Genomic DNA, 16,590 nt, shown 5'->3' on the forward strand with positions numbered 1-16,590 from the left:
GCCGGGAACGCCCCATCGGGGCGCCGGCGGTTTTGCTTTGATAGACGCGCTATGAGCAAGATTCCTCTGACCGTTAAGGGCGCCGAGAAACTTCGCGCCGAACTGCACCGCTTGAAGACGGTGGATCGGCCCAATGTCATTGCCGCCATTGCCGAAGCCCGTTCCCACGGCGACCTCTCGGAAAATGCCGAGTACGATGCCGCCAAGGAGCGCCAGGGCTTCATCGAGGGCCGGATCCAGGAAGTGGAAGGCAAGCTTTCCCATTCCCAGATCATCGATCCCCAGGCCCTGGATGCGGACGGACGCTGCGTTTTCGGCGCCACCGTCGATCTGGAGGACCAGGATTCCGGTGCCCAGGTGACCTACCAGATCGTGGGCGAGGATGAGGCGGACATCAAGGAAAGCAAAATTTCCTTCAACTCCCCCCTGGCCCGCGCCCTGATCGGCAAGTATGCCGGCGATATCGCCCAGGTGCAGGCCCCGGGCGGCCTGCGGGAGTATGAAATCCTCGACGTGCGTTACGAATAAGTCCGGCGTAACCCATCATGTTCCGGGCCCTGTTCAACCGATCTGCCGCTGTCCTGGCAGGGGTGGCAGGGCCTTGGTTTTTGTCTTGAACCAAAGATGACCAAGCCTGCCGTCCTGTCCCGCCTGGCCACCGCGCTCTGCCGCGGACTGCTGGTCCTCTGGGTCGGTGCCCTGTGGGCGGTGGGTTACCTGGCCGCGCCGGTGCTGTTCGCCAGCCTGCCCAGGCTGGTGGCCGGGGAAGTGGCGGGCAAGCTGTTCTTCATCGTCGGCTGGATCGGCATGGTGGCCGGCATCCTGCTCCTGGCTTATGTGCGTCGCACCCAGGCGGCCGGTCGCGAGCGGCGGCTGCGTCTGCTGTTGCTGTCGGTGTTGTGGCTGCTGGCGGCGGCCCAGCTGTTCTGGCTGCAGCCGGTGATTGCCGGCATCAAGGCCCTATTGCCTCCCTTGCCGCCGGACGTGGCGTCCCTGGGGCCGGAGTTCGCCTTCTGGCATGCCTTGTCCAGCGCCCTCTACCTGCTGCAGAGTATGGCGGGGCTGATTCTGGTGATGCTGGGGGGAGTGGAGAGCCGGCGGCCTGCTGTGGCCTGACCACCGGCGTGCCTGTTCAGGCCTGGAAGCTGCGCTTGGTGCGGCGGGGGGCGGAGCGGGGACGGCGCTGGGGGGCGGCCTTGACCGGCTTGCCGGCGGCGTCCAGAGTGGGGCGCCACAGTACCAGCAGTTTGCCGATGTGCTGCACCGGGGCAGCGTCGAGTTGCTGGCAGATTTCCTGGAGGAACTGTTCCCGTTCTTCCCGGTTGTCGTTGTACACCCGGACCTTGATGAGCTCATGGCTCTTCAGGGAGGCGTCGATCTCCTTCATCACCCCTTCAGAGAGGCCGTTCTGGCTGATGCTGACGACGGGGTCGAGGGAATGGGCACGGGCTCGCAGAGCGCGGCGCTGGTCGGCATTGAGGGAAAGCATAGGAAGCACCTGATTCAAAACGCGGATTCTACTGGATGGCACGTTCCAAGACCAGCAAGGCGTGGCTGCAAGAACACGTCAATGATCATTTTGTCCATCGGGCCAAGGCCGAGGGCTGGCGTTCCCGCGCCTCCTTCAAGCTGCTCGAGATCGACGACAAGGACAAACTCCTCAAGCCCGGCGAGGTGGTGGTGGACCTGGGGGCGGCCCCCGGCGGCTGGTGCCAGGTGGCCGTGCAGCGGGTGGGGGAGGGCGGCAAGGTGTTCGCCATCGACCTTCTGGAAATGCAGGGTATCGCCGGGGTGGACTTCATGCAGGGGGATTTCCGCGAGGAATCGGTGCTGCGGGAGTTCGAGTCGCGCCTGGCGGGGCGCCAGGTGGGGCTTGTACTTTCGGACATGGCCCCCAATATATCGGGTGTAAACGTTTCCGATCAGGCCCGCTCCATCTATCTGTGCGAACTGGCCCTGGAATTCGCCCGGGAGCACCTCAAGCCGGATGGTGCATTCCTCGTCAAGGTCTTCCAGGGCAGCGGTTTCAACGAGTTCCTGGCGGCCATGCGGGAGACCTTCGAGGTGGTGGCGACACGCAAGCCCAAGTCGTCCCGGGATCGCAGTCCGGAACTCTATCTGCTCGGCCGGCGTCTCAAGCATGGTGGGTCCGTATAGCCCCGCCTGCTGTCAGACCGGCTTTCGGTTTAGAATGGACCATTCGTGGCATTCGAGGTTTAGCCGCCGTTGAGCGGCGAGAGGAGCACACTTGAACAACATGTTTAAAAACCTGGCCATCTGGCTGGTGATTGGCCTGGTCCTGATGACGGTGTTCAATCAGTTCAACAACCGTCAGGTTGCCCAGAACTCCATGGAATACTCCCAGTTCATCGACGAGGTGAAGGCTGGTCGTATCAACAAGGTGGTGATGGAAGGCCGCACCCTCAAGGCCACCACGACGGAAGGCAAGCGCGTCACTTCCTATTCGCCGGGCGACATCTGGCTGGTTTCCGACCTGCTCAAGTACGGCGTCAAGATCGAGGCCAAGCCGGATGAAGAACCTTCCATGCTGATGAGCATCTTCGTCAGCTGGTTCCCCATGCTGCTCCTCATCGGCGTCTGGGTCTTCTTCATGCGCCAGATGCAGGGCGGCGGCAAGGGCGGCGCCTTTTCCTTCGGCAAGTCCAAGGCCCGCATGCTGGACGAATCCAACAACACCGTCACCTTCGCCGACGTGGCCGGCTGCGACGAGGCCAAGGAAGAAGTGTCCGAGCTTGTGGATTTCCTGCGGGACCCCTCCAAGTTCCAGAAGCTGGGCGGCCGCATTCCCAAGGGCGTGCTGATGGTGGGCAACCCGGGTACGGGTAAGACCCTGCTGGCCAAAGCCATTGCCGGCGAGGCCAAGGTGCCGTTCTTCTCCATCTCCGGTTCCGACTTCGTTGAAATGTTCGTCGGCGTGGGCGCGGCCCGGGTCCGCGACATGTTCGAAAACGCCAAGAAGCACGCCCCCTGCATCATCTTCATCGACGAAATCGACGCCGTCGGTCGCCAGCGTGGCGCCGGCCTGGGCGGTGGCAACGATGAGCGGGAACAGACCCTGAACCAGCTGCTGGTGGAAATGGACGGTTTCGAGGGCCATACCGGCATCATCGTCATCGCCGCCACCAACCGTCCCGATGTGCTCGACCCCGCCCTGCTGCGCCCGGGCCGTTTCGACCGCCAGGTGGTGGTACCCCTGCCCGACATCCGCGGCCGGGAGGAAATCCTCAAGGTGCACATGCGCAAGGTGCCGGTGGCCGGTGACGTGCGTGCCGACATCGTGGCCCGCGGCACCCCCGGTTTCTCCGGTGCCGACCTGGCCAACCTGGTGAACGAAGCCGCCCTCTTTGCCGCCCGCAGCAACAAGCGCCTGGTGGACATGGAGGACTTCGAGAAGGCCAAGGACAAGATCATGATGGGCGCCGAGCGCCGCAGCATGGTTATGAGCGAGGAAGAAAAGCGCAACACGGCCTACCACGAGTCCGGCCATGCCGTTGTCGCCAAGCTGCTGCCCAAGGCCGACCCGGTGCACAAGGTCACCATCATTCCCCGGGGCCGGGCCCTCGGCGTCACCATGCAGCTGCCGGTGGAAGACCGTTACGCCTACGACCGGGAATATCTGATGAACCGCATCGCCATTCTCTTCGGCGGCCGCATCGCCGAAGAGGTGTTCATGAACCAGATGACCACCGGCGCTTCCAATGACTTCGAGCGGGCCACCCAGATGGCCCGGGACATGGTCACTCGCTATGGTATGACCGACGCCCTGGGCCCCATGGTCTATGGCGAGAACGAAGGTGAAGTGTTCCTCGGCCGTTCCGTCACCACCCACAAGAACGTTTCCGAAGCCACCATGCAGCTGGTGGACAAGGAAATCCGCCGCATCATCGACCAGCAGTACGGCCTTGCCCGCAAGCTGCTGGAAGACAACCGGGACAAGGTGGAGGCCATGACCGCCGCCCTGCTGGAGTGGGAAACCATCGACGCAGACCAGATCAACGACATCATGGAAGGCAAGGAACCGCGCCCGCCCAAGGCGCCCCAGACGCCGCCCAAGTCGTCCGCCGACAGCAATTCCCCGGGCGCTGCGCCCAGCGCTGCCGCCACGGCCTGATCACGGCCTGGTTGCCAGGCGTTACAATACGGGGCCGGGAGGATCATCCTTCCGGCCTTTTCTTTTGTCTGCTGTCCACATGTCCCTTTTGCGCTGCGGGAAATTCACCCTTTCCCTGGAACGGCCCCTGATCATGGGGATCGTCAATCTCACCCCCGACTCCTTTTCCGGCGACGGCCTGGCCACCGATGCAGAACGGGCCGTGGCCCACGCCCGGGCCCAGATTGCGGCCGGTGCCGACATGCTGGACCTGGGGGCCGAATCGACCCGTCCCGGTGCCATCCCGGCCACCGCGGAAGAGGAACTGGAGCGGCTGCTGCCGGTGCTGGCGGCCCTCAAGGATTGTGGCGTGCCCCTCTCGGTGGATACCTACAAGCCGGAAGTGATGCGGGCCGTGCTGGCGGCCGGCGCCGACATGATCAACGACATCGCTGCCCTGAGCTATCCCGGCGCCCTGGAGGCCGTGGCCGACAGCGATTGCGGCCTCTGCCTCATGCACATGCAGGGCGAACCCCGCACCATGCAGCAGCAGCCCAGCTACGGCGATGTGGTGGCGGAGGTGCGGGATTTCCTGGCCCGGCGGGTTGCCGCTGTCCGGGCCGCCGGCATCGCCGACGAGCGCCTGGTGCTGGACCCGGGCTTCGGCTTTGGCAAGACCCTGGAACACAACCTGGCCCTGTTGCGCCACCTGCCGGAAACCACGGTGGACGGCCTGCCCGTTCTCGCCGGCATGTCGCGCAAGACCATGCTGGGCGCCCTCACCGGCAAGCCCGTGGCAGAGCGGCTGGCGGCCAGCGTGACGGCCCATCTCCTGGCTGCCCAGCGCGGTGCCCGCATCCTGCGGGTGCATGACGTGGCCGCCACCCGGGACGCCCTGACCGTCTGGCAGGCCGTGGCCGCCTGAACACTGAAAGTTACGAGGACAACCATGAGCAGAAAATATTTCGGTACCGATGGTGTGCGGGGCCGCGTCGGCGAAGCGCCGATCACGCCGGATTTCGCCATGCGCCTGGGTTACAGCGCCGGCCAGGTGCTGGTGGCCCAGGACGGGCTGCCCGCCGGCGAGCGTCCGGCGGTGCTGATCGGCAAGGACACCCGGATTTCCGGCTACATGCTGGAAGCAGCCCTGGAGGCCGGTTTTTCCGCCGCCGGCGTCGATGTCTGCCTGGTGGGGCCCATGCCGACCCCGGCGGTGGCCTACCTGACCCGGGCCCTGCGGCTGCAGGCCGGCATCGTCATCTCCGCCTCCCACAACCCCTTCTACGATAACGGCATCAAGTTCTTCTCGGCCCAGGGCACCAAGCTGCCGGATGCGGTGGAACATGCCATCGAGGCCGACGTGGAAGCGCCCATGGGCTGCGTGCCCTCGGACCGCCTGGGCAAGGCCCGGCGCATCGACGACGCCCGGGGTCGCTACATCGAATTCTGCAAGAGCACCTTCCCCAACGACCTGGACCTGCGCGGCCTGAAGATCGTGGTGGACTGCGCCCATGGTGCCGCCTACCACATTGCGCCGGACGTCTTCCACGAGCTGGGGGCGGACGTGGTGGCCATCGGCAACCGTCCGGACGGCCTCAACATCAACGCCGCCGTCGGCGCCACGGCGCCCAAGGCCCTCAAGGAAGCGGTGCTGGGCCAGCGGGCCGACCTGGGCATCGCCCTGGACGGCGACGGCGACCGGCTGGTGATGGTGGACGGGGAGGGCAACGTCTACGACGGCGACCAGCTGCTCTACGCCATCGTCCGCGGTCGCCAGGCTTTGGGCCCGGTGGCCGGCGTGGCCGGCACCCTGATGACCAACCTGGCCCTGGAAGATGCCCTCAAGGCCCTGGACATTCCCTTCGCCCGGGCTGCCGTGGGCGACCGCTACGTGCTGGAAAAGCTGGTGCAGAACGGCTGGCTCTACGGCGGCGAGAATTCCGGCCACATCCTCTGCCTCGACCGGCACACCACCGGCGACGGCATCATCGCGGCGCTGCAGGTGCTGGCGGCCCTGCGCCAGCAGGGCGGCAGCCTCAAGGCCCTGCTCGGCGACCTGGTGCTGTATCCGCAGAAACTGATCAACGTGCCCATGCCCAAGGGCTTCCCCTGGCAGGACAGTCCGGCCATTGCCGCGGCCCAGCGGGCGGTGGAGGCGGAGCTGGACGGGCGGGGCAGGGTGCTGCTGCGCGCTTCCGGTACCGAACCCCTGTTGCGGGTGATGGTGGAGGGCCGGGACGGCGAGCTGATCGCCCGTCTGGCGGAGAACCTGGCCGGTGCCGTGCGCCAGGCCGTCGGCGAATAAGGCAGGGCGGTATTCTTCCCGGGGCTATCCCGGGGAGGCAGGAAGGGCGGGCATCCTGGCCATGGCATGGCGAAGATGCCCGTCTTTGCTTGATCTTGGCTGGCCTTTCCGGTGGAAGAGGGGGGCGGTCCGGATTTATTACAGCGATGTAACGGAAGTGTAATAGTGGCTAGGTAGACTCCGCAGAGTAGTGAAATGCACCGTCTTATGCGTGTAACCCCTCCAAGGAGAAAACCTGATGAAATTTGCCAAAATCGCCGCTGCCCTGGGTCTTGCCGGCCTGGCCGTTTCCGGTATCGCCCACGCCCAGTCCGCACTGGTGAAGGTGGATGGTTCTTCCACCGTGTATCCCATTACCGAGGCGGTGGCCGAGGATTTCCAGAAGGAAAAGAAGAACGCCATCAAGGTGACCGTGGGTATTTCCGGCACCGGCGGCGGTTTCAAGAAGTTCTGCCGCGGCGAGACCGACGTTTCCAATGCCTCCCGTCCCATCCTGAAGAAGGAAATGGACGCCTGCAAGGAACTGGGCATTGCCTACTACGAACTGCCCATTGCCTATGACGCCCTGACCGTCATCGTCAATCCCCAGAACAACTTCATCAAGAACATGACCGTGGCCGAACTGAAGGCCATCTGGGAACCCGCCGCCCAGGGCAAGATCACCAACTGGAACCAGGTGAACCCGGCCTATCCGGACGTGCCCCTGAAGCTCTACGGTCCCGGCGCCGATTCCGGCACCTTCGACTACTTCACCGAAGCCGTGGTCGGCAAGGCCAAGTCCTCTCGCGGCGACTACACCGCCTCTGAAGACGACAACGTGCTGGTGCAGGGCGTTTCCCGCGACAAGGGCGGCCTGGGCTACTTCGGCTACGCCTACTACATCGAAAACCAGAAGAAGCTGAAGGCCGTGTCCATCGACAACGGCAAGGGCGGCGTCCTGCCTTCCCCCGAGACCGTGGAGAACGGTTCCTACGCTCCCCTGTCCCGTCCCATCTTCATCTACGTGAACGCCAAGTCCCTGGAAAAGCCCGAGGTCAAGGAGTTCGTCGAGTTCTACCTGAAGAACGCCCCCAAGCTGGTCAAGGAAGTGAAGTACGTGGCCCTGCCCGGCAAGGTGTATGAAGCCAACCGGGAACGCCTGGCCAAGAAGAAGGCCGGCACCGTCTTCGGTGGCACTGAAGCTGTCGGCATGAAGATCGAAGAACTGATCAAGCGCGAAGCTCAACTCTAAGCTGTTGCAGCAGGGCGGCCCGTTGCGGCGGGCCGCCTTTTTTGAGCCCCGGCCCTGCCGGACTCCATTAGAATGAGCCCCGAAAATCCCGTTATGTCTTCCACCCTTGTATCGGATGCGCCTGTGGCCGTACCCCTTGACCATGTGAGCGAGCGTTTCGTGCGGCGGCGTACCCGCCACCTGCGCGAAACCATCATTGAATTCATCCTGCTGGCGGCAGCCCTGGTTTCCGTGGCGACCACGGCCGGGATCGTCTTTATCCTGGTGAAGGAGTCCCTGGTCTTCTTCGACCACGTGCCCCTCATCGACTTCCTCACCGATACCCAGTGGACGCCTCTGTTTGACGATGCCCATTTCGGCATCCTGCCCCTGGTTTCCGGCACCCTGGTGAGCTCCGGTGTGGCCCTGTTGGTGGCCATTCCCCTGGGGACCATCATCGCCATCTACCTTTCCGAATTCGCCCCCTTCAAGGTGCGCGAAATCGCCAAGCCCTTCCTTGAATTGCTGGGCGGCGTGCCGACCATCGTCTACGGCTACTTCGCCCTGATGTTCATCACCCCGCTGCTGCAGCAGATTTACCCGGATCTGCCCGGCTTCAACCTGCTGTCCGCCGGCATCGTCATGGGCATCATGATCGTGCCCTACGTCAGCTCGGTGGCCGAGGACGCCATGCGCGCCGTGCCCATGAGCCTGCGTGAGGGCTCCTACGCCATGGGCGCCACCCGCTTCCAGACGGCGGTCAAGGTGGTAGCGCCCGCCGCCACTTCCGGCTTGGCCGCCGCTTACATCCTGGGCATCTCCCGGGCGGTGGGCGAGACCATGATCCTGGCCGTGTCCGCCGGCATGCAGCCCAACCTGACCTGGAATCCCCTGGAGCCGGCGGCCACCATCACCGCCTACATCGTCCAGGTGGCCCTGGGCGACCTGCCCCACGGTTCCGTGGGCTACCAGACCATTTTCGCCGCGGGTCTGACCCTGATGCTGATTACCCTGTTCTTCAACGTCATCGGTCACATCATGCGCAAGAAGTTCCGCGAGGCTTACTGATCATGAGCGATACCGCTGTCGTTGCTGCCCGTCTGCAGGAAATCCGCCGCATCATCGCGCGCCACAAGCGCTGGGATCTCCTGTTCGCCCTGCTCGGCCTGTGCGCCCTGATGCTGGGCGTGCTGACCTTCGTTTCCCTCTTTGCCCAGATGGTGGTGGAAGGCGGTCCCCGCCTGTCGGTGGATTTCTTCACCAACTTCCCCTCCCGTCGTCCGGAGCAGGCGGGCATCCTCTCCGCCTGGGTGGGCTCCACCTTGGTGATGATCGTCACCGCCCTGGCCGCCGTGCCCCTGGGCGTGGCCGCCGGGGTCTACCTGGAGGAATACGCGCCGAAGAACCTGATGACCGACATCATCGAGATCAACGTCACCAACCTGGCCGGCGTGCCCTCCATCGTCTATGGCCTGCTGGCCCTGGGCATCTTCGTCTATCAGTTCGGCTTCGGCCAGAGCATCCTCTCCGCCGGTCTGACCCTGGCCCTCTTGATCCTGCCGGTGGTCATCGTCGCCACCCGGGAGGCCATCCGCGCCATTCCCATCTATGTGCGGGAAGGTGCCTACGGTTGCGGTGCCACCCAGTGGCAGGTGGTGCGGGATCACATCCTGCCCTATTCCTCCGCCGGCATCCTCACCGGGGTCATCATCGGCATGGCCCGGGCCATCGGCGAGACGGCGCCCATCATCACCATCGGCGCCCTGACCTTCATTGCCTTCCTGCCGCCGGCACCCTTCACCGGCGAGCCCATGGCCGGTCCCTTCGACTGGGTCTTCGCCCCCTTTACGGTGATGCCGATCCAGATGTTCAACTGGACCTCCCGTCCCGAAGAGGCCTTCCACCAGAATGCGGCCGCTGCCGGCTTCGTCCTGGTGCTGATGACCCTGACCATGAATGCCCTGGCGATCTGGATCCGCTATCGCCTGCGCAAGAACATCAAGTGGTAAGGCCGGACCTCGCCCTCTATCGAATTGACCGTGCCTGCCTTTAACAGGCGCTCCAACAGGAATTAATCCATGACCACTGCAACCCCGATCGTCAAGGCCGAAGCGAAGGACCTGAATTTCTTCTACGGCGGCTTCCATGCCCTCAAGGGTCTCAACATGCCGGTCTACGAGAAGAAGGTGACGGCCCTGATCGGCCCTTCCGGCTGCGGCAAATCCACCTTCCTGCGCTGCTTCAACCGCATGCACGACCTCTACCCGGGTAACCGCTATCAGGGCGCCATCAACTTCTTCCCCGACCAGACCAACCTGCTGGCCGAGAAGGTGGATCCCATCGAAGTGCGCATGCGGATCAGCATGGTGTTCCAGAAACCCAATCCTTTCCCCAAGTCCATCTACGAGAACGTTGCCTATGGCCTGCGCGTGCGCGGCGAGAAGAAGCGCACCGTGCTCGACGAGAAGGTGGAGGAGGCCCTGCGCGGCGCGGCCCTGTGGGACGAGGTGAAGGACCGCCTGGACGATCTGGCCTTCAATCTTTCCGGCGGCCAGCAGCAGCGCCTGTGCATCGCCCGGGCCCTGGCTACCGATCCCGAACTGCTGCTCTTCGACGAGCCCACTTCCGCCCTGGACCCCATTGCCACCGCCAGCATCGAAGAGCTGGTGTCCGAGCTGAAGGAAAAGGTCACCATCCTCATCGTTACCCACAACATGCAGCAGGCGGCACGGGTTTCCGACTTCACGGCCTACATGTACCTGGGGGAACTGATCGAGTTCGGCATCACCGACCAGATTTTCATCAAGCCCCAGAAGAAGCAGACCGAGGACTACATCACCGGCCGCTTCGGTTGATTGTCCTTTTTTGCGAGTGGCGGAATTTGCCATAAATCATAGAAACGGCCGGCCTTCCCGGCCGTTTTTCTTGGTTTGCGGCGCATCCGGTATCTCCGGTTTTGCATTGACCCGGGAGTCTTCTAAAAGATATAATTAAAAAGTTTTATGCACTCCCGTTTTGGGGGCGCTTCACCTGATCCGAGTCTTTGAGTCATGCGCCAAAAACTGGTTGTTGGAAACTGGAAGATGCATGGCGGCTTGGCAGCCAACCGTTCCCTGCTCCAGGGTGTGGTTGCCGGGGTGAAGGGGCTTGCCGCTGCGGTCGAGTGTGCCGTTTGTGTTCCCTATCCGTACCTGGCTCAGGCCCAGCAGGAGCTGGCTAAGACTGAAGTGAGTTGGGGGGCGCAAAACCTGAGTGAGCAAGTCTCGGGGGCATTTACCGGTGAGGTAAGTGCGGCAATGCTCAAGGATTTTGGCTGTCGCTATGTCATCGTCGGCCACTCGGAGCGCCGGGCGCTCTATGGCGAGGATGACGGGCTGGTGGCAAAGAAGTTCAAGCAGGCTCTGGCGGGTGGGTTGGTGCCGATTCTGTGTGTCGGTGAAACCCTGGCTCAGCGGGAGTCCGGCCAGACGGCTGAGGTAGTTGCTGCCCAGCTGGATGCAGTCCTGGATGCGGCGGGTGTTGAGGTTTTCGCCGGAGCAGTGGTTGCCTATGAGCCCGTGTGGGCTATCGGTACCGGCCTCACGGCTTCTCCCGCCCAGGCCCAGGCGGTGCATGAAGGGATTCGTGCCCGACTGGCGGCAAGAAATGCAGAAGTGGCTGCCGGAGTGCGTGTGCTCTACGGTGGCAGCGTCAAGGCGGGGAATGCGGCGGAGTTGTTTGCCATGCCCGGTATCGACGGGGCTTTGGTCGGCGGCGCATCCCTGGTGGCGGAAGAATTCGTGGCCATTTGTCGTGCGGCTGCCTTTTGAGAAAAGAGTGACATGAATTACCTGTTTTCTGTGGTGTTGGTGGTGCATATCCTGGCGGCCCTGGGGATCATTGGTTTGGTCCTGATCCAGCATGGCAAGGGTGCCGATATGGGGGCTGCGTTTGGTAGCGGTGCGTCCGGCAGTTTGTTCGGCGCTACTGGTTCTGCCAACTTCCTGTCCCGTACCACCGCCATCCTCGCGATCGTTTTCTTTTCGACCAGCCTGGCGCTTGCCTATCTTGCTTCGGCCAAGCCGAAAAATAGTGGCAGTGTGATGCAGGAAGCTGTACAATCCGCGCCTGCTTCTGCGCCGAATGGCGCGCCGGCTGTGGTTGGCGGCGATGCCGCCGCTGCAGCGGCAGATGCTGGAGTTGGTTCGAAAGCGAAAGACATTCCCAAGTAATTTTTGGGTTTGGTTCTCTGGTACGGAAAGCAGAAGTCCTCGAATTGCCGTGCCAGAGTGGCAGTGCCGACGTGGTGAAATTGGTAGACACGCTATCTTGAGGGGGTAGTGACGTAAGTCGTGCGAGTTCGAGTCTCGCCGTCGGCACCAATTGCAACGAAGTCCAGTGGTTCCGCCAGGGGTCGTTGGGCTTCAGAACGAAGCGATAGCGCGGCGGATCATGCTGGAAAACTACTTCCCGATCTTATTATTCATTCTGGTCGGCATCGCCATCGGTGTTCTGCCGATTGTCCTTGGTTGGCTGATTGCTCCCAACCGTCCCGACGCTGAAAAGCTCTCCCCCTACGAATGCGGCTTCGAAGCCTTCGAAGACGCCCGTATGAAGTTCGATGTGCGGTATTACCTGATCGCCATCCTCTTCATCCTGTTCGACCTGGAAATTGCCTTCCTCTTCCCCTGGGCTACGATTTTCAAGGAAATCGTCAATACCGAGGCCGTGAAGTGGTTTGGTTTCGCCGAAATGATGGTTTTTATCGCCATTCTGGTGGTCGGATACATCTACGCCTGGGTCAAGGGCGCGCTGGAGTGGGAGTAAGCGTATGGCTATCGAAGGTATTCTGCAGGAAGGCTTTGTCACGACTACCGCTGACAAGCTGATCAACTACATGCGTACGGGCTCCCTGTGGCCCATGACGTTCGGTCTGGCCTGCTGCGCCGTGGAAATGATCCACGCCGGCTGTTCCCGCTACGACCTGGACCGCTTCGGTATCGTTTTCCGTCCCAGCCCCCGTCAGTCCGACGTGATGATCGTGGCCGGCACCCTGACCAACAAGATGGCTCCCGCCCTGCGCAAGGTCTACGACCAGATGCCGGAGCCCCGCTGGGTCATCTCCATGGGTTCCTGTGCCAACGGCGGTGGCTACTACCATTATTCCTATTCCGTGGTGCGCGGTTGTGACCGCATTGTGCCGGTGGATATCTACGTTCCGGGCTGCCCCCCGACCGCTGAAGCCCTGCTTTACGGTCTGGTGCAGCTGCAGAACAAGATCCGCCGTACCAATACCATCGCCCGCTGATCCTGGAGAGTTCCCATGTCCAAACTGGAAACCCTTGGCCAGAGCCTGCAGGCGCAGTTCGGTGAGCGCCTCAAGAGTCTCAAGCTGGCCCTCGGTGAAGCGACCATCGAAGTCGATGCCGCCGATTATCTGCAGGTGATGCAGGAACTGCGCGATTCCGAAGCCCTGTGTTTCGACGAGTTGATCGACCTGTGCGGCGTCGATTACTCCACCTACGGCAACGACGGCTGGAGCGGCAAGCGCTACGCGGTGGTGGTCCACCTGTTGTCGGTGGCCAAGAACTGGCGTCTGCGGGTGCGTGTCTTCGCGCCGGATGATGCCTTCCCCGCGGTGGATTCCGTCGTCAATGTCTGGAGTTCCGCCAACTGGTTCGAGCGCGAAGCCTTCGACCTGTTCGGCATCGTTTTCCCGGGTCACGAAGATCTGCGCCGCATCCTGACGGATTACGGCTTCATCGGCCATCCTTTCCGCAAGGACTTCCCCATTTCCGGTTATGTCGAAATGCGCTACGACCCGGACCAGGGTCGGGTGATCTACCAGCCGGTGACCATCGAACCGCGCGAAAACACGCCGCGCATCGTGCGCGAAGAGAATTACGGGGACGTCTGATATGGCCGAAATTCGTAACTACACCATGAACTTCGGGCCCCAGCACCCTGCGGCCCACGGTGTGCTGCGCCTGGTGCTGGAGCTCGACGGCGAAGTCGTGCAGCGCGCCGATCCGCACATCGGCCTGCTGCACCGGGCTACCGAGAAGCTGGCGGAAACCCGCACCTGGATTCAGTCCGTGCCCTATATGGACCGTCTGGACTATGTGTCCATGATGTCCAACGAGCATGCCTACTGCCTGGCCGTTGAAAAGCTGCTGGGCATCGAGGTGCCGGTCCGTGCCCAGTACATCCGCGTGATGTTCGACGAGATCACCCGTCTGCTCAACCACCTGCTGTGGATCGGCTGTCACGGCCTGGACGTGGGTGCCATGGCCATGGTGCTGTACACCTTCCGCGAGCGGGAAGACCTGGTCGATGCCTACGAGGCCGTTTCCGGTGCCCGCATGCACGCAGCCTACTACCGTCCGGGCGGCGTCTATCGCGACCTGCCGGACCGCATGCCCCAATACACCGAGAACCGCTTCAAAAGCGCGTCCACGGTCAAGACCCTGAACGAGAACCGCACCGGTTCCCTGCTGGATTTCCTGGAAGACTTCACCAATCGCTTCCCGACCTATCTGGACGAGTACCACACCCTCCTGACCGACAACCGGATCTGGAAGCAGCGTCTGGTGAACGTCGGCGTGGTCAGCCCCGAGCGCGCCCTGCAGCTCGGCTTCACCGGCGCCATGCTGCGCGGCTCCGGCATTGCCTGGGACCTGCGCAAGAAGCAGCCGTACGAAGTCTATGCCGATCTGGATTTCGACATTCCCGTTGGCGTGAACGGCGACTCCTACGACCGCTATCTGGTGCGTATGGAAGAAATGCGCCAGTCCAACCGCATCATCAAGCAGTGCATCGACTGGCTGCGCAAGAACCCGGGTCCGGTCATCACCGACAACCACAAGGTTGCACCGCCGGCCCGCGAAGGCATGAAGTCCAACATGGAAGAGCTGATCCACCACTTCAAGCTCTTCACTGAAGGCATCCACGTGCCCGAAGGCGAGGCCTATGCCGCCGTCGAGCATCCCAAGGGCGAGTTCGGCATCTATTTCGTCTCCGACGGTGCCAACAAGCCGTATCGCATGAAAATCCGTGCTCCTGGCTACGCCCACCTGGCGGCCATGGACGAGATGGCACGGGGCCACATGATCGCCGACGTGGTGACGATCATCGGCTCCCAGGACATCGTTTTTGGCGAGATTGACCGCTGATGCTGACTCCCGAATCCCTCAAGAAGATCGACCGCGAGGTCGCCAAGTATCCGGCTGATCAAAAGCAGTCGGCGGTGATGGCATCTCTGGCGATCGCCCAGGAAGAAAAAGGCTGGCTGGCCGACGAAACCATCGAGTTCGTCGCCAACTATCTCGGCATGCCGCCCATGGCGGCCCTGGAAGTGGCCTCCTTCTACAACATGTACGATCGCAAGCCGGTGGGCAAGTACAAGCTCACCGTCTGCACCAATCTGCCCTGCGCCCTGACCGGCGGCGAACACGCCGGTGAGTACCTGCAGCAGAAGCTGGGCATCGGCTACGGCGAGACCACTCCCGATGGCAAGTTCACCCTGGTCATGGGTGAGTGCATGGGAGCCTGCGGCGACGCCCCGGTGATGATCGTCAATAACCGGTCCATGTGCAGCCACATGAATCCGGAACAGATCGACCAACTGCTGGCGGAGTTGAAATAATGGCCATTCTGGGAGCGATCAACCCCACCCTGACCGCCGGCTGGAACGGTGACGCGGGCTGGAGCCTGAAGGATTACGTGGCCCGCGGTGGCTACGAGGCCCTGAAGAAAATCCTGGCGGAAAAGATTCCCCAGGAACAGGTCATTGCCGAAGTGAAGACCTCCGTCCTGCGCGGACGGGGCGGCGCCGGTTTCCCCACCGGTCTGAAGTGGAGCTTCATGCCCCGCTCCTTCCCCGGCGACAAGTACGTGGTCTGCAACTCCGACGAGGGCGAGCCTGGCACCTTCAAGGACCGGGACATCCTGCGCTACAACCCCCACTCCGTGATCGAAGGCATGGCCATTGCCGCCTACGCCATGGGGGCCACCCGCGGCTACAACTACATCCACGGCGAAATCTGGGAAGTGTACAAGCGCTTCGAGGATGCCCTGGACGAAGCCCGTGCCGCCGGTTTCATCGGCCAGAACATCCTGGGCTCCGGCTTCAACTTCGAACTGTTCGCCCACCACGGCTACGGCGCCTACATCTGCGGTGAAGAAACCGCCCTGCTGGAGTCCATCGAAGGCAAGAAGGGTCAGCCCCGCTTCAAGCCTCCGTTCCCCGCCTCCTTCGGCCTTTACGGCAAGCCCACCACCATCAACAACACCGAGACCTTCGGCTCCATTCCCTTCATCATCCGGGACGGTGGCGAGAAGTTCCTCAACCTGGGCAAGCCCAATAACGGCGGTACCAAGCTGTTCTCCATTTCCGGCCACGTCAATCGTCCCGGCAACTACGAGATTCCGCTGGGCACCCCCTTCAGCACCCTGCTGGAGATGGCCGGCGGCGTGCGCGGCGGTCGCAAGCTCAAGGCGGTGATTCCCGGGGGCTCTTCCGCTCCGGTGCTGCCCGGCGACGTGATGATGGAATGCACCATGGACTATGACTCCATCAGCAAGGCCGGCTCCATGCTGGGCTCCGGTGCGGTCATCGTCATGGACGAGACCACCTGCATGGTCAAGGCTCTGGAGCGCCTCTCCTTCTTCTATCACGAAGAGTCCTGCGGCCAATGCACTCCCTGCCGTGAAGGCACCCCCTGGCTGTACAAGGTGGTGAGCCGCATCGAGCACGGCCTGGGCCGTCCCGACGACCTGGATCTGCTCGATTCCGTCTGCGAAGGCATCATGGGCCGCACCATCTGCGCCCTGGGCGACGCCGCCGCCTTCCCCGTGAAGAGCTTCATCAAGCACTTCCGCGACGAATTCGTGCACCACATCGAACACAAGACCTGTCTCGTGCCCAAGGATGTCCAGCGGGCGGGTAGCGGGTTCTTCAAGGCTCAGAACTGAGGCTTAAGCGAC

General features: G+C 62.7%; 19 protein-coding genes and 1 tRNA gene. 19 read left to right on the top strand and 1 reads right to left on the bottom strand.

The window, feature by feature from the left end:
• Nucleotides 1–51: 51 nt before the first annotated feature.
• Nucleotides 52–528: a transcription elongation factor GreA gene (gene greA / locus ACLSSQ_RS06940; protein ID WP_014238077.1), complete on the top strand. Its 477-nt coding sequence runs from the start codon at nucleotides 52–54 to the stop codon at nucleotides 526–528.
• 96 nt (nucleotides 529–624) lie between these two features.
• Entirely contained in the window at nucleotides 625–1,116 is a 492-nt protein-coding gene (locus ACLSSQ_RS06945; protein ID WP_416244146.1) for a DUF4149 domain-containing protein, read from the top strand.
• Between the two features lie 16 nt (nucleotides 1,117–1,132).
• Here ACLSSQ_RS06945 and yhbY read toward each other — a convergent pair whose 3' ends face one another.
• Nucleotides 1,133–1,489 (bottom strand): ribosome assembly RNA-binding protein YhbY, encoded by a 357-nt coding sequence (gene yhbY / locus ACLSSQ_RS06950; RefSeq protein WP_014238075.1) that lies wholly within the window; start codon nucleotides 1,487–1,489, stop codon nucleotides 1,133–1,135.
• 35 nt (nucleotides 1,490–1,524) lie between these two features.
• Here yhbY and rlmE point away from each other — a divergent pair, with 35 nt between their 5' ends.
• The 17 genes from rlmE to nuoF all read left to right on the top strand — a co-directional run bounded on the left by rlmE (nucleotide 1,525) and on the right by nuoF (nucleotide 16,578).
• Nucleotides 1,525–2,157 (top strand): 23S rRNA (uridine(2552)-2'-O)-methyltransferase RlmE, encoded by a 633-nt coding sequence (gene rlmE, locus ACLSSQ_RS06955; RefSeq protein ID WP_014238074.1) that lies wholly within the window; start codon nucleotides 1,525–1,527, stop codon nucleotides 2,155–2,157.
• A 91-nt stretch (nucleotides 2,158–2,248) separates the two neighbouring features.
• The gene (gene ftsH / locus ACLSSQ_RS06960; protein ID WP_014238073.1) at nucleotides 2,249–4,132 is read left to right on the top strand and encodes an ATP-dependent zinc metalloprotease FtsH; all 1,884 of its coding nucleotides are present in this window, start codon (nucleotides 2,249–2,251) and stop codon (nucleotides 4,130–4,132) included.
• Between the two features lie 79 nt (nucleotides 4,133–4,211).
• On the top strand, nucleotides 4,212–5,036 hold the full coding sequence (folP, locus tag ACLSSQ_RS06965; RefSeq protein ID WP_416244147.1) for a dihydropteroate synthase: 825 nt from the start codon (nucleotides 4,212–4,214) through the stop codon (nucleotides 5,034–5,036).
• Between the two features lie 24 nt (nucleotides 5,037–5,060).
• Nucleotides 5,061–6,416 (top strand): phosphoglucosamine mutase, encoded by a 1,356-nt coding sequence (gene glmM, locus ACLSSQ_RS06970; protein ID WP_416244148.1) that lies wholly within the window; start codon nucleotides 5,061–5,063, stop codon nucleotides 6,414–6,416.
• Between the two features lie 238 nt (nucleotides 6,417–6,654).
• Nucleotides 6,655–7,647, top strand: coding sequence for a PstS family phosphate ABC transporter substrate-binding protein (locus tag ACLSSQ_RS06975; protein ID WP_014238070.1), 993 nt, complete (start codon nucleotides 6,655–6,657; stop codon nucleotides 7,645–7,647).
• A 123-nt stretch (nucleotides 7,648–7,770) separates the two neighbouring features.
• Complete coding sequence (gene pstC, locus ACLSSQ_RS06980) at nucleotides 7,771–8,694, top strand: phosphate ABC transporter permease subunit PstC (protein ID WP_050804318.1); 924 nt, start codon at nucleotides 7,771–7,773, stop codon at nucleotides 8,692–8,694.
• A 2-nt stretch (nucleotides 8,695–8,696) separates the two neighbouring features.
• A complete protein-coding gene (gene pstA / locus ACLSSQ_RS06985; protein WP_130458759.1) occupies nucleotides 8,697–9,635 on the top strand; it encodes a phosphate ABC transporter permease PstA in 939 nt (312 codons plus the stop codon).
• Between the two features lie 69 nt (nucleotides 9,636–9,704).
• Nucleotides 9,705–10,481: a phosphate ABC transporter ATP-binding protein PstB gene (gene pstB, locus ACLSSQ_RS06990; RefSeq protein ID WP_014238067.1), complete on the top strand. Its 777-nt coding sequence runs from the start codon at nucleotides 9,705–9,707 to the stop codon at nucleotides 10,479–10,481.
• A 195-nt stretch (nucleotides 10,482–10,676) separates the two neighbouring features.
• Nucleotides 10,677–11,435 carry a triose-phosphate isomerase gene (gene tpiA / locus ACLSSQ_RS06995; protein WP_416244149.1) on the top strand — a complete coding sequence of 253 codons (759 nt, stop codon included), beginning with the start codon at nucleotides 10,677–10,679 and terminating at the stop codon, nucleotides 11,433–11,435.
• Nucleotides 11,436–11,447: 12 nt separating this feature from the next.
• Nucleotides 11,448–11,837, top strand: coding sequence for a preprotein translocase subunit SecG (gene secG / locus ACLSSQ_RS07000; protein ID WP_130458757.1), 390 nt, complete (start codon nucleotides 11,448–11,450; stop codon nucleotides 11,835–11,837).
• Nucleotides 11,838–11,902: 65 nt separating this feature from the next.
• Nucleotides 11,903–11,987 (top strand) — tRNA-Leu (locus ACLSSQ_RS07005).
• Nucleotides 11,988–12,057: 70 nt separating this feature from the next.
• A complete protein-coding gene (locus ACLSSQ_RS07010) occupies nucleotides 12,058–12,432 on the top strand; it encodes an NADH-quinone oxidoreductase subunit A (protein ID WP_014238065.1) in 375 nt (124 codons plus the stop codon).
• A gap of 4 nt (nucleotides 12,433–12,436) precedes the next feature.
• On the top strand, nucleotides 12,437–12,913 hold the full coding sequence (locus ACLSSQ_RS07015) for a NuoB/complex I 20 kDa subunit family protein (RefSeq protein ID WP_014238064.1): 477 nt from the start codon (nucleotides 12,437–12,439) through the stop codon (nucleotides 12,911–12,913).
• Between the two features lie 15 nt (nucleotides 12,914–12,928).
• The gene (locus ACLSSQ_RS07020) at nucleotides 12,929–13,522 is read left to right on the top strand and encodes an NADH-quinone oxidoreductase subunit C (RefSeq protein ID WP_130458756.1); all 594 of its coding nucleotides are present in this window, start codon (nucleotides 12,929–12,931) and stop codon (nucleotides 13,520–13,522) included.
• Between the two features lies 1 nt (nucleotide 13,523).
• Nucleotides 13,524–14,777 carry an NADH-quinone oxidoreductase subunit D gene (locus ACLSSQ_RS07025; RefSeq protein WP_014238062.1) on the top strand — a complete coding sequence of 418 codons (1,254 nt, stop codon included), beginning with the start codon at nucleotides 13,524–13,526 and terminating at the stop codon, nucleotides 14,775–14,777.
• Complete coding sequence (nuoE, locus tag ACLSSQ_RS07030) at nucleotides 14,777–15,250, top strand: NADH-quinone oxidoreductase subunit NuoE (RefSeq protein WP_014238061.1); 474 nt, start codon at nucleotides 14,777–14,779, stop codon at nucleotides 15,248–15,250. Before ACLSSQ_RS07025 ends, nuoE begins: the two co-directional genes overlap by 1 nt.
• A complete protein-coding gene (gene nuoF / locus ACLSSQ_RS07035; RefSeq protein ID WP_014238060.1) occupies nucleotides 15,250–16,578 on the top strand; it encodes an NADH-quinone oxidoreductase subunit NuoF in 1,329 nt (442 codons plus the stop codon). The genes nuoE and nuoF overlap by 1 nt, the downstream gene beginning before the upstream one ends.
• The last annotated feature ends 12 nt before the right edge of the window (nucleotides 16,579–16,590 follow it).

The sequence above is a fragment of the Azospira sp. APE16 genome (assembly GCF_047901315.1).
Lineage (GTDB): Bacteria > Pseudomonadota > Gammaproteobacteria > Burkholderiales > Rhodocyclaceae > Azospira > Azospira oryzae.

Bases quoted from the DNA above. Each gene is read 5' to 3' on its own strand.
- greA (WP_014238077.1), top strand. From the start codon at position 52: ATGAGCAAGATTCCTCTGACCGTTAAGGGCGCCGAGAAACTTCGCGCC.
- ACLSSQ_RS06945 (WP_416244146.1), top strand. From the start codon at position 625: ATGACCAAGCCTGCCGTCCTGTCCCGCCTGGCCACCGCGCTCTGCCGC.
- yhbY (WP_014238075.1), bottom strand. From the start codon at position 1,489: ATGCTTTCCCTCAATGCCGACCAGCGCCGCGCTCTGCGAGCCCGTGCC.
- rlmE (WP_014238074.1), top strand. From the start codon at position 1,525: ATGGCACGTTCCAAGACCAGCAAGGCGTGGCTGCAAGAACACGTCAAT.
- folP (WP_416244147.1), top strand. From the start codon at position 4,212: ATGTCCCTTTTGCGCTGCGGGAAATTCACCCTTTCCCTGGAACGGCCC.
- glmM (WP_416244148.1), top strand. From the start codon at position 5,061: ATGAGCAGAAAATATTTCGGTACCGATGGTGTGCGGGGCCGCGTCGGC.
- ACLSSQ_RS06975 (WP_014238070.1), top strand. From the start codon at position 6,655: ATGAAATTTGCCAAAATCGCCGCTGCCCTGGGTCTTGCCGGCCTGGCC.
- pstA (WP_130458759.1), top strand. From the start codon at position 8,697: ATGAGCGATACCGCTGTCGTTGCTGCCCGTCTGCAGGAAATCCGCCGC.
- pstB (WP_014238067.1), top strand. From the start codon at position 9,705: ATGACCACTGCAACCCCGATCGTCAAGGCCGAAGCGAAGGACCTGAAT.
- tpiA (WP_416244149.1), top strand. From the start codon at position 10,677: ATGCGCCAAAAACTGGTTGTTGGAAACTGGAAGATGCATGGCGGCTTG.
- secG (WP_130458757.1), top strand. From the start codon at position 11,448: ATGAATTACCTGTTTTCTGTGGTGTTGGTGGTGCATATCCTGGCGGCC.
- ACLSSQ_RS07010 (WP_014238065.1), top strand. From the start codon at position 12,058: ATGCTGGAAAACTACTTCCCGATCTTATTATTCATTCTGGTCGGCATC.
- ACLSSQ_RS07015 (WP_014238064.1), top strand. From the start codon at position 12,437: ATGGCTATCGAAGGTATTCTGCAGGAAGGCTTTGTCACGACTACCGCT.
- ACLSSQ_RS07020 (WP_130458756.1), top strand. From the start codon at position 12,929: ATGTCCAAACTGGAAACCCTTGGCCAGAGCCTGCAGGCGCAGTTCGGT.
- ACLSSQ_RS07025 (WP_014238062.1), top strand. From the start codon at position 13,524: ATGGCCGAAATTCGTAACTACACCATGAACTTCGGGCCCCAGCACCCT.
- nuoE (WP_014238061.1), top strand. From the start codon at position 14,777: ATGCTGACTCCCGAATCCCTCAAGAAGATCGACCGCGAGGTCGCCAAG.
- nuoF (WP_014238060.1), top strand. From the start codon at position 15,250: ATGGCCATTCTGGGAGCGATCAACCCCACCCTGACCGCCGGCTGGAAC.